Below are 12,073 nucleotides of genomic sequence, written 5' to 3'. Positions count from 1 at the left end.
TATCTCCACCAGTAACTTGTTTTTTTCGCAGCGATAATGATAATCGGTATCGTTTACACTTTACCTGATTTTACTATTTATTGACGCTGCTTAACATTCAAGAGGTTGGCGATGTTTGTTCCTTTTCTCATCATGCTGCGTGAAGGGCTTGAAGCCGCGCTGATAGTCAGCCTAATAGCCAGCTATCTCAAACGCACCCAGCGCACCCAATGGTTCCCGGCGATGTGGGCGGGCGTGTTTATCGCCGCTGCACTCTGTCTGGGCCTGGGTCTGTTCATCAATGCCACCACCGGTGAATTCCCGCAAAAAGAGCAGGAGCTGTTTGAAGGTATTGTGGCGCTGATTGCGGTCGTCATCCTCACCTCAATGGTGTTCTGGATGCGCAAAGTGGCACGCAATATCCGGGTCGAGCTTGAGCAGGCGGTCGATCAGGCGCTGCACCGCTCCGGCCGTGGCGGTCTGGCGCTGGTGCTGATGGTATTTCTGGCCGTGGCACGTGAAGGGCTGGAGTCTGTCTTCTTCCTGCTGGCCGCCTTTACTCAGGATGTCGGTTATGCGCCGCCGATTGGCGCGGTGCTGGGGCTGGCAACGGCGGTGGTGCTGGGCATGCTGCTCTACTGGGGCGGTATCCGCCTGAATATGGCGCACTTTTTCCGCTGGACCAGCGTGTTCATTTTATTTGTTGCGGCGGGCCTGGCGGCGGGGGCAATTCGTGCGTTCCACGAAGCAGGCCTCTGGAATCGCTTTCAGGATGTGGCGTTCGACCTCAGTAGTACTTTATCGACCCATTCGCTGTTCGGCACCCTGCTGGAAGGGATTCTGGGATATCAGGAGGCCCCAAGCGTGAGTGAAGTGACCGTTTACTTCGTCTACCTGATCCCCGCGCTAATTTTGTTCTTTATGCCTGCGCGTCCTGCTGCGTCGGCCACGGTGTAATCAGACATTTAACAGGCGCGCCCGCCGCGCCGGCAACTTAACAGGGAATATCGAGATGACAATGCGTTTCCGCCGCAAGGCACTGCTGCTTCCTCTGCTGGCGATCTCCGCTTCGGCCGCGGCAGCGGTTCCTCAGGTTACCGTTAGCGTCAACGACAAGCAGTGTGAGCCGATGAGCTTAACGGTCAAGGCCGGCAAGACTCAGTTCCTGATCAAAAACAACAGCCAGAAAGCGCTGGAGTGGGAAATCCTCAAAGGCGTGCTGGTGGTTGAAGAGCGTGAGAACATCGCGCCAGGCTTCAGTCAGAAGCTGACCGCCAATCTGGAAGCAGGCGAATATGAGATGACCTGTGGTCTGCTGAGCAATCCTAAAGGCAAGCTGATTGTTGAGGCGGGCGAGGGCACGGCGAAAAGCACCACGTCCGCGCGTATGCAGTTAGAAGGCCCGATCACCGCCTATAAAGCGTATGTGACGGATCAGGTGAATCAGCTGGTCAGTAACACCCAGGCGTTTACTGACGCTGTTAAAGCGGGTGATGTGGAAAAAGCCAAAACGCTGTTTGCGCCGACCCGTCAGTATTATGAGCGCATTGAGCCGATTGCTGAGCTTTTCTCCGATCTCGACGGCAGCATTGATGCCCGTGAAGATGACTACGAGAAGAAGGCAGCCGATCCTAAGTTCACCGGTTTCCACCGTCTGGAAAAAGCCCTGTTTGCGGATAACAGCACCAAAGGCATGGCGGACTACGCGGATAAGCTGAATAAAGATGTGAAAGATTTGCAGGTGCGCATCAGTGAACTGGCTTTCCCGCCAGCTAAAGTGGTTGGCGGCGCGGCCGGTCTGATTGAAGAAGTGGCCTCCAGCAAAATCTCCGGTGAGGAAGATCGCTACAGTCGTACCGACCTGTGGGACTTCCAGGCCAACATTGATGGCGCGCAGAAAATTGTTGAGCTGCTACGCCCGATGGTGAGCAAAGCGAACCCGCAGTTGCAGGCTAAGGTTGACGCTAACTTCAAAAAAGTCGATGCAATCCTGAGCAAGTACCGCACCAAAACCGGTTTCGAATCCTATGAGAAACTGACCAGCGCCGACCGTAACGCGCTGAAAGGACCGATCACCGCGCTGGCGGAAGATCTTTCGTTACTTCGTGGCACTTTGGGTCTGGATTAATCATGAGTCGTAAGGAAGATGACGCGCAGCCTGCGCGTCGTCGTTTACTGAAAGGTTTGGGTCTGCTGGGCGGCGCGGCGGCGATCGGCGGCGGTTGTCCGTTCCACGCCGCTGCTGCGGACAGCTTTTCGCCGGGTACGGTAACGCCGCAGGCGCGACAGCAGACGCAGCCGTTTTACGGTCCACATCAGGCGGGCATCACGACGCCCCAGCAGGCATCGATGATGCTGGTGGCATTTGATCTGCTCAGTAGTGATAAAGCGGAGCTGAAGCGTCTGTTCCAGCTACTGACCCAGCGTATCGCCTTTCTCACCACGGGAGGGCCGGCACCTGCGGTGACTAATCCGCAACTGCCGCCAATGGATTCCGGCATTCTTGGGGCGACTATCGCGCCTGATAATCTGACAATTACTGTGTCGGTCGGCCATTCGCTGTTTGATGAACGCTTCGGTTTAGCGCCTCACAAGCCGAAAAAATTGCAGCCGATGACGCGCTTCCCCAATGATTCGCTTGATGCCAGTCAGTGTCATGGCGATCTGCTGCTGCAGATTTGTGCTAACACGCAGGATACGGTGATTCATGCTCTGCGTGACATCATCAAGCATACGCCTGACCTGCTGGGTGTACGCTGGCGACGCGAAGGTTTTATCTCCGACCACGCGGCACGCAGTCAGGGGCAGGAGACGCCGATCAATCTGCTGGGTTTTAAAGATGGCACCGCCAACCCGGATACGCACAATCCTGCTCTTATGAACCAGTTGCTGTGGGTGACCGCCGATCAGGATGAGCCTGTCTGGGCGCGCAATGGCAGCTATCAGGCAGTACGACTCATCCGCTTTCACGTTGAAATGTGGGACCGCACCCCACTGGGTGAGCAGCAGACTATCTTTGGTCGCGAGAAGCTGAGCGGCGCGCCACTGGGCATGCAGCATGAACATGACGTGCCGGATTACGCGCGTGATCCGGATGGTGAGGTCATTGCACTGGATGCGCACATTCGTCTTGCGAACCCCCGCACACCTGAGACCGCCAGTAGCCTGATGCTGCGACGTGGCTACAGCTACTCTGCGGGTATCTCTGCATCCGGGCAGCTTGAGATGGGATTATTGTTCGTCTGCTACCAGCACGATCTGGAGCGTGGTTTTCTCACAGTGCAGCAGCGTCTCAACGGTGAAGCGCTGGAAGAATATATCCGTCCTTTTGGCGGTGGTTACTTTTTCGCTTTACCCGGAGTTGCCGACGCCAGCCATTATTTAGGGCAGTCGCTACTGGAGGCTTGATTGATTTTTGAACACTGCGGGCGGGCCTGTCTCATGCCGCCCGCGGTTTACCCCTTTTACATATTATTGGCTAAGCTTTAACTGAGATTTATCGGGTGCCGGGTGTATATAAAATATGGTAATTAACTGAAATATAGTGATTTTACATTTTGCCTTAAAAGAAATACTTACCCGCGATTAGCAATTCCTTTGCCAGCAGGTAAAATTACTGTTGCAAAGGCCCAACAAAATGGTGCAATTTATTAATCAGGCGTAATCGTATGTGTTGATGTATCACACTGGAGTTCGCGAATGGGTCGAGTCTTTAATGGAAAGTCACTGTCACTAAATAAATTGCGCCTGACCGCGAGGGCAATTCTGCCTCGTTATTTCTCCCTTCCTTCAACCATTTCTTTTGTCTTATCGCATCCTGTTTTATCCGGTGTTCAGCCACGTCAGTGTGTTGCTGCATACCCATTATCCTGTCCTGTCATGGCTCTAAAGGAAGCCAACTGAAACCTCTAAAGCGTTCACGTAATCGCAACGGGTCAACGACCTCGCGCGGGAAATGAAACCAACTGAAAGGTGCCACTATGGGAAGACAGAAAGCAGTGATCAAAGCGCGTCGTGAAGCAAGAAGAGTGCTTCGCAGTGACTCTCGAAGTCATCGTCAGCGCGAAGAAGAGTCGGTCACTTCGCTGGTGCATATGAGCGGACTGGATGCAATTGGCATGGCGCGTGATACGCGTGACCGGTTACCGATTGAGGCCCGTAATGAAGCTCAGGCGCACTATCTTAATGCCATAGGAACGAAACAGCTGATCTTCGCAACCGGTGAAGCCGGATGCGGTAAAACCTGGATCAGTGCTGCGAAAGCAGCTGAGGCCCTGATTAATAAGGATATCGACAGGATTATCGTTACGCGCCCGGTACTACAGGCAGATGAGGATCTGGGTTTCCTGCCCGGTGATATTTCTGAGAAATTCGCCCCTTATTTCCGCCCGGTTTATGACATTCTGGTTAAACGTCTTGGCGCATCATTTATGCAATATTGTCTGCGTCCGGAAATTGCCAAGGTAGAGATTGCGCCTTTCGCCTACATGCGAGGCCGCACTTTTGAAAATGCTGTGGTGATTCTGGATGAGGCGCAGAACGTGACCGCCGCGCAGATGAAAATGTTCCTGACCCGACTGGGCGAAAACGTCACAGTCATTGTTAACGGCGATATTACCCAGTGCGACTTGCCCGCTGGGGTGCCTTCCGGTCTCGCGGACGCGCTGGCGCGTTTTGAAGAGGACGAGATGGTTGGCATTGTGCGCTTTGGCAAAGAGGATTGTGTGCGTTCTGCGCTGTGTCAGCGCACCCTGCACGCGTATAGCTAGCGTTTGATTGAGTAGAAGTGTAGCGCCCAAACCCGGCTTCGGCCGGGTTTTCTTTTCAGGCAATCCCTCAACAGAATTCATTCTCATCTAATAAGTGATTTCACTCTCATTTTCCCATGAAACCGGTTGCATGAAATATCTCGCAGGATACCGTGAAACCGGTTGCATGGCAGGTTTCCAGATTGCCATGTAAATATTTTCACTTTTTCAGACGGTGTAGTCAGTGACAATGAAAGGGAAAAAATATGACAGGCATCAGGGATTACAATAAGTTAGCAAGCGATATTCTTCATGAAGTTGGTGGGCAAGAGAATATCCAAAGTTTTACCCGCTGCGCCACGCGTTTAAGGCTGGTGCTTGTTAAAACGCCCGCTGAGGCGAAGCGTAACGTGCAACGTCTGTCAGGTGTCATTGCCGTAGTTGAGAGTGGCGGGCAGTTTCAGGTTGTGATCGGTACCCATGTCGCCGATGTGTTTAATGCAATGTCCGGCCTGGTTAAAGAGACAGGAACACCGAAACAGCTGGGAAAAACACGCAAACTGGATGCGGTCATTGCCACGATGTCGGCGGTATTTGCGCCTATTGTTTATATTCTTGCAGCGGCAGGTATCCTTCAGGGACTGCTGATTGTTCTGGGTTTGATTAATGTTGATATTAAAACAACCGGTACATTTGCTGTACTCAACTTCATGTCCTGGACGCCGTTTGCTTTTTTGCCCGTATTTATCGCGATTACGGCCGCACGGCATTTTAAATGTAACCCGTTTATTGCTGTCCTGTGTTGTTGTGCGTTAATTAGTCCGGACTGGACTTCGCTGGCAGCGCGCATTGCCGGGGGAGAAAGCATCAATTTCCTTTTCTTCCCGCTTTCTGAAACAGTTTATACCTCTTCAGTTTTACCTCCCTTGTTTCTGGTTTGGGCACTCTCCTGGCTTGAACATCGTGTAGTCAGGTGGTTACCAGAGGTCATCAGTCCGCTTTTTACCCCATTAATCTGCTTTGTGGTGATTGTGCCGCTGACTCTGATCGTTATTGGTCCGATTACCACATGGGCGGCTTTGGCGGTAGCAAATGGCTATAACGCATTGTTCCATGCTGCGCCCATGCTGGCCGCCGCGGTAATTGGAGGCATCTGGCAGATAATCGTTATTTTTGGCGTTCATTGGGGTATTACGCCCGTCATTATGGCGAACTTCGATACGCAGGGTCATGACTCCTTCCAGGCTTATCAGACTATCGCGGTTATCGGTCAGATGGCGGCAGTGTTAGGTGTCTTTCTGAAAACCCGCAACGCGCAGTTAAAAGCAACTTCGCTCTCTGCCGGCGTCACCGCCATTTTTGGCATCACTGAGCCGGCGATTTATGGCGTGACATTGCGCTTTAAAAAACCCTTTATCTGTGGCTGTATTGGCGGGGCAATTGGTGCCGTTGTTGCCAGCCTGTTCGGTAGCCTTTACTACGCGTATGCTGCACTGCCGGGTCTGTTTACGCTGGTTAATGCCATCAGTCCTGATGCGCCGATGTCGTTTATTGGTGAGCTTGCAGGTGCGGGTACGACAATAGTGCTGACTATTTTGATGGTGCAGTTTGTAGGCTTCGACGATCCCATCGATGAAGAAGAGTCTGCGCCTCTGGCATCCACCCCGCAGGCAACATCCACAGCGGCGAGTGGTCAGGCGATTGATATTCTTAGCCCGTTAAAAGGAGATGTCCTCGCGCTGGAAAGTGTTACTGATGAGGTCTTTGCCGGTAAGGTGATGGGTGACGGTATCGCCATTAAGCCGGCCGCGGGAAAAGTGGTGGCACCCTGTAATGCGAGGGTGGAATCTCTGATCGCTTCCCATCATGCCATCGGGTTATTGTGTGATAATGGCGCCGAATTGCTGATCCATGTTGGATTAAATACGGTCGAGTTGCAGGGGCAATATTTCCGACCGTTGGTAAAAGAGGGGGATGTGGTTAAAGCAGGTACGCCACTTCTTGAATTCGACAAAGACTGCATTGAACGTGAAGGCTATGACCTGACAACACCCGTCCTGGTGGTGAATAGCGAAGACTTTATTTTAACAGAATATCAGTCTCAGGGTCCCATCGGGCCAGGGATGCCGCTGATGTCTATGACACAAAGAGAGGGGGCTGGGCGCGCACAGGTTAAATGACCCAGGTTTTAGTCGATACGATTAATGTGTATCTCACTTTACAGCCTGGTTCAGCCTGGGTGGTTTAAGCCATCCAATGATTGAGGTTCCTTAATGGTCACAATACAGGACATCGCCAGGGTGGCTGGTGTATCAAAAGCCACCGTATCGCGTGCGTTAAGTGGCAAGGTTTTTGTGCGGGAAGAGGTGAAAGCCAGAATTATGCAGGCTGTAGCTGATACGGGATATCGACCCAATCTGCTGGCACGAAATCTTTCTACTAACAAAACGCATTCGATTGGGCTGGTTATCACTAACGGATTGTACAACGGGCCGTTTTTTTCAAGCCTGGTTTATCAGGCGGCAACGCTCAGCGAGAAACAAAACCGTCAGCTGGTGCTCGCGGACGGTAAACACAGTGCTCAGGACGAGCGCAATGCGATTGACTTACTTATTGAGCTCCGTTGCGAAGCGATTATGCTCTACCCCAAGTATCTTTCAGTCAGTGAGATGGATGATATTGTCGATAAAATTCAGACGCCGATAGTGGTCATTAATCGTGAACTCATCAGAAATCGACGCCACTGTGTGTTCACCGACCATCAGCGCAGTAGTGAAGAGATGATGGCGCATCTGTTGGCGCATGGGCATACCCGGATTGCGTTTATATCGGGATGCAATGATTCACCGACAGGTGAGCGTCGTTTACAGGGCTATCGTAATGCACTACTGAACGCGGGGATCGACCCGGATCCGCAATTAGTGGTGCAGGGTAGCTGGAGCACAGAGAGTGGATACGACGCCGGACTCCAGCTATTAGCGCGCAATATTCCGTTCACCTGCGTGCTGGCGGCCAATGACGACATGGCCATTGGTGTGGCAAAAGCGTTTCAGGACGCGGGCAAAACTATACCTGGCGATATTTCACTTGCCGGGTTTGATGACTCAGTGATTGGAAAGTATTACACACCCTCTCTAACGACTGTTCGTGTGCCTATTGATGAAATGATACAGGATGCGATTAAGATTTTATTGCATCCCGATGAGAGCGTCCCGTCTTCTCATCAGGGAACGCTGGTAAGCCGGGATTCAGTGACGCCGCAGGCTGTGGCGGTGTGATGCTGGTGGCAGGCGCCAGGACTTGTGTCTGCCATGCGTTAATTTAAGGCTGTGACTTTGCATTTAAAGGTGTGCGGCTCTCACAATAACCGTCATTCAGGCTCTTCTTCAGAATGTGGCGGTGAGAGGGGGATTCGAACCCATGAACAGATAGCTTCAAAAAATTGTAATAACTAGTAATTTTTACGCCCTCATTTTCCACTTGATGATGCAACGGATTCTGGAAAAACAACTTTTTGCCCGAGAAATATCGACTATTACTTAACCAAACTGCTGTGACAAAAGCGCCGAACATTGCATGGTCTGATATCCCAAATCTGTAATTAAATGCGGCTACATGTTTCTTTTTTACATGCGAAGTGTTTATGTAGCCGCTTCGGAGAATTTATTTTAGCGGTATCTTATGGTTATACACAAAGATCGTCATATCCTGAAAAGTGAGTTTTTCATCAGGTTCTCCTAGTTGCTTTTTGATTGCTTCTAAGCGAATTTTCCCAGAGTCGTCTGATTCTAAGCCTGGTATAGCGACAAATTGTCGATTGGGTGATGCTTTTATATATTTTTCTGTCAGCCATGACTTCATTGTCTGAACACGAATGCTGTCAAATTTAATATGATAGTCAGTCTCGTCAAAAATCACGGGGGAGATGTGAAGAGAACCTGACGATAACCAATTAACGCTATTTGAGTATTTCCAATAGTCGCCATATCCGAAATAGAGGTTGTTTTTATTCAGGAAGGCAATAAAATTTTTAGTATTTCCCTCTTGGTCATATAGTGGCGTCTTATTTACACTGTATGAGTAGGTTGAAGAAGCTATATATATAATGAAAATCAATAAAACTAGTGGGTTTCGTGAGAATGAATACCCCAATGTTACCGGGACTACTACGAAGCATATGACATTGACAAAGAACCTTGCGCTAATGTCTGCTGGTAGGTCATAGCTGATGATGAAGGATGAGATTATTCCGGCTACGCTCAGGAAGCTGAATATAGAAACGAAAGTAGCGGGACTGCTCTTTGAGATGCATATACGTAGAGAGTACAGCCAAACCAGCAGCCAGATAATAACTGAAGCTAAAATAGTGAATGTGTTGTTCACGAAAAACAGATTCAAACTTTTACCAAGTACCTCAATAGCCCACCCAGCGTTATCCCTCCATTGATCAAAGTGAACAATTTTGAATCTTTGAATCGGCAACTTAAATAAGCGTTGAACCATATGGGACATGCTTATATAAAAACCAATGGCTAAAATTAAGGTGATTTTGAATGAGATTTCTTTTTTAAAGCTAAAATAAGCATGGGTCAGCAACAATGGTAAGAAATATGTAGCTAAAAACCAAGGATCAGAAACGGAAGAGAAAATCGAAATAACACTGTAGGTTAACGTTAAAATTAGCGATTTTCGCTTCAGGTTAATAAAGGCGAGGGAAAAAGCAACTACCCCAAAGAAGTTTGTTGAGTAATGAGAAAAAGGATGAGCTGCAAAACCAAAAGTGTAAACGTAGGAAGGCAATAGTACCAAGCTAAGCAATGTCAAGAGTGATGATCTACTCTTGCTGATTGCGTAGGCTATATAAGTCAGATATATTGCTGTCAGGCCAATAAATGATGATGTTGAAAGAATAAGTGGGAGTTTTCCATCATGATTCAATAAAAAGAAAAATAAAAAATTAAACGGATAAGTTGTGAAATACCAGTTATCCGGGGTTGGCTGCCAGTTTTTAAAGGCTGAAAACCCTTCAGTAACAAAAGCTCTCCAAACAAGTGAGCTATTAGCCGCGTCAGGTTCTATGGGGAAATATCGCGACGTCAGAATGTATGAAATTAATAATGAAAATATAATTAGCGAGAGGTAAATTGAATTTTTTTTAAAGTTTATCTTAAACATTATTGTCCCTTTTTACTATATAGCGTGGTCTTTTTTTGGTCTCAGTGTAAATCCTGCCGATATACTCACCCAGCACTCCAATGCCAATAAGCTGAACGCCACCAAGAAACAGTACGGAAACCAGAATAGAGGGGTAGCCAGGCACCGGATTACCGAACAGCAATTTGTCCACGATCATCCATAGTCCATACAGAAAGGCCAACGAGGCCACCAGAAAACCCAGATATGACCAAATGCGTAGCGGAAAGGTAGAGAATGAGGTCAGTCCTTCCAGCGCAAGATTCCATAACTTCCATCCGTTAAACTTCGTGGTCCCGGCAACGCGTTCCGCACGGGCATATTCAACGATTTCCGTTTTGCCACCAACCCATGACAGAATTCCTTTCATAAACAGATTACGCTCAGGCAGAAGTTTGATGCTCTCAACCACGCCACGGGACATCAGCCTGAAGTCGCCTACGTTTTCCTCAATCTTTGGCGAACTGATTTTGTTATGTAGTTGGTAAAACCACTCTGCAGTCTTACGCTTCATGTGGCCGTCAGTACTTCTGTCAGTACGTTTAGCCAGTACCATATCCGCACCTGACTGCCATCGCTCAATCAGTAGTGGAATAATTTCAAGCGGGTCCTGCAAATCGACATCAATAGGGATAATCGCATCACCAGTGGCACATTCGATCCCCGCGAAAAGTGCGGCTTCTTTACCAAAATTTCGCGTAAAGAATACATTCCGCACTAAGGGATCGCCTTCCTGCATATCTTTCATCAGTTGTGCCGTGAAATCTGAGCTTCCGTCATCTATGAAGACAATCTCAATTTCATATGGCTTCAAAAAGTCTTTGCTTCTTACCGCACTGTAAAAAAACTTTATTGCATCTTCTTCATTGAAGACGGGAACGACTAGCGATATCTTCATTTTTTCTCTTTAAAAATAAAATATTTAGAATAGAGGAATCCGCATACAAGGCTCACTGCAGAGAATACGACAAGGGTAGCTACAGGGTTGACATGCAGCCGGTCTGCAGATGCTCCAATGAGAGTTGCCACAGCCCCCATGAAGAACACATACATCATGTATCTGAACGTGGTCGCTTCGGCGTTAAAGGTCCACCTGGCATTGGCGAAGAAGGAAAAAGTTACCGCAGTACAGAAGGCAATGAAGTTGGAGACAGACTGGCTTTGGCCGTTCTTTATGCAAATGGCAAACACAACCCAGTGGATAAGCGTGTTAAGAACTCCAATCGTCACGTATCGGGCAAATAATTTAGCCATGGGAACACCTGAAAAAAAGATACCGGATTTTGTCATCGTGCCAGGCGATGATCAAGGAATCGATCTTTTAATGTCGAGCACATAAAAAAACTTGGCGACTGGGCAATGACGTAGCTAGAGGCAAAAGCGGCAGAGTTCTGGAACGCGTCTTACAGTATTACATCATCCTCTTTGTTAACTGAAAATTTAGCCTACCATAGCCTCAATATCACATTAGGAGACACTATGAAAAAAGGATTTGAGGGACAGTCTTAGGAAGCGGCTTGCGTGGTAATGAGTCAGACTGACTGGCAGTTGTTGGCCAGCGGTGAAACGATAACACAGGGGAACATTTCCAGAATGATTCCAAGGCTGTCAAAAATGCAACCGATTCTGGCGGATCACATCGCGCTGTCCGTGCTGCGGCAGAACTGAAAAAGCACTAATCTGGGGAAGAATTTTAACTTTTTTAATTAGACACAAACAGAAAATCTCTTTGGTTAACGCCAAAGGTTTTTCTGTTTGTGTGTATAATTCGCATGCTTTTTTTTGCTGCTTTCGTAGTTCCATTGTCTCAATGTAGTTGTTGATTCAGTCTACATAGGGCTTTGTCCCTGCAACGCCCAACATTATGTGGCGGTGAGAGGGGGATTGATTCGCTGCGCTCACCCTTCGGGCAGCGTCGCAGGCTCCGCTGTCCAGCGGGCATGGCCCGTTGTCGAACCCCGGCGGGGGTTCTCATACCCCTCTCTCAGTGCAATATGCAAAAAAAAGCCTGAACAAACGTTCAGGCTCTTCTTCAGAATGTGGCGGTGAGAGGGGGATTGATTCGCTGCGCTCACACTTCGGGCAGCGTCGCAGGCTCCGCTGTCCAGCGGGCATGGCCCGTTGTCGAACCCCGGCGGGGGTTCTCATACCCC

General features: G+C 49.1%; 9 protein-coding genes and 1 other RNA gene. 6 read left to right on the top strand and 4 right to left on the bottom strand.

Going from position 1 to position 12,073, the window contains the following annotated elements:
- The first annotated feature begins 111 nt into the window (after positions 1-111).
- From efeU to Q7C21_RS00025, 6 genes are all read left to right on the top strand, one after another.
- On the top strand, positions 112-936 hold the full coding sequence (efeU, locus tag Q7C21_RS00050) for an iron uptake transporter permease EfeU (protein ID WP_008925387.1): 825 nt from the start codon (positions 112-114) through the stop codon (positions 934-936).
- Between the two features lie 55 nt (positions 937-991).
- Entirely contained in the window at positions 992-2,107 is a 1,116-nt protein-coding gene (efeO, locus tag Q7C21_RS00045) for an iron uptake system protein EfeO (RefSeq protein ID WP_003852286.1), read from the top strand.
- Between the two features lie 2 nt (positions 2,108-2,109).
- Positions 2,110-3,387: an iron uptake transporter deferrochelatase/peroxidase subunit gene (gene efeB / locus Q7C21_RS00040; RefSeq protein WP_105099086.1), complete on the top strand. Its 1,278-nt coding sequence runs from the start codon at positions 2,110-2,112 to the stop codon at positions 3,385-3,387.
- Between the two features lie 572 nt (positions 3,388-3,959).
- The gene (phoH, locus tag Q7C21_RS00035) at positions 3,960-4,748 is read left to right on the top strand and encodes a phosphate starvation-inducible protein PhoH (protein WP_003852284.1); all 789 of its coding nucleotides are present in this window, start codon (positions 3,960-3,962) and stop codon (positions 4,746-4,748) included.
- Between the two features lie 245 nt (positions 4,749-4,993).
- Positions 4,994-6,907, top strand: coding sequence for a beta-glucoside-specific PTS transporter subunit IIABC (locus tag Q7C21_RS00030; RefSeq protein ID WP_375150246.1), 1,914 nt, complete (start codon positions 4,994-4,996; stop codon positions 6,905-6,907).
- Positions 6,908-7,000: 93 nt separating this feature from the next.
- Positions 7,001-8,005 carry a LacI family DNA-binding transcriptional regulator gene (locus Q7C21_RS00025; RefSeq protein ID WP_140033314.1) on the top strand — a complete coding sequence of 335 codons (1,005 nt, stop codon included), beginning with the start codon at positions 7,001-7,003 and terminating at the stop codon, positions 8,003-8,005.
- 385 nt (positions 8,006-8,390) lie between these two features.
- On the opposite strand, the gene Q7C21_RS00020 is transcribed toward Q7C21_RS00025, so the two are convergent.
- The 4 genes from Q7C21_RS00020 to Q7C21_RS00005 all read right to left on the bottom strand — a co-directional run bounded on the left by Q7C21_RS00020 (position 8,391) and on the right by Q7C21_RS00005 (position 11,916).
- Positions 8,391-9,902 (bottom strand): hypothetical protein, encoded by a 1,512-nt coding sequence (locus tag Q7C21_RS00020; RefSeq protein WP_154926379.1) that lies wholly within the window; start codon positions 9,900-9,902, stop codon positions 8,391-8,393.
- The gene (locus Q7C21_RS00015) at positions 9,895-10,818 is read right to left on the bottom strand and encodes a glycosyltransferase family 2 protein (RefSeq protein ID WP_110411330.1); all 924 of its coding nucleotides are present in this window, start codon (positions 10,816-10,818) and stop codon (positions 9,895-9,897) included. The genes Q7C21_RS00020 and Q7C21_RS00015 overlap by 8 nt, the downstream gene beginning before the upstream one ends.
- Positions 10,815-11,174 carry a GtrA family protein gene (locus Q7C21_RS00010; protein WP_110411331.1) on the bottom strand — a complete coding sequence of 120 codons (360 nt, stop codon included), beginning with the start codon at positions 11,172-11,174 and terminating at the stop codon, positions 10,815-10,817. The genes Q7C21_RS00015 and Q7C21_RS00010 overlap by 4 nt, the downstream gene beginning before the upstream one ends.
- 613 nt (positions 11,175-11,787) lie before the next feature.
- Positions 11,788-11,916, bottom strand: a non-coding RNA gene (locus Q7C21_RS00005) — RtT sRNA.
- Positions 11,917-12,073: the final 157 nt, after the last annotated feature.

The organism is Pantoea sp. ANP04 (genome assembly GCF_041982285.1).
Lineage (GTDB): Bacteria > Pseudomonadota > Gammaproteobacteria > Enterobacterales > Enterobacteriaceae > Pantoea > Pantoea eucalypti.
Note: the sequence above shows the minus strand (reverse complement) of the source record. Positions and strands in the feature narration are given on the sequence as shown.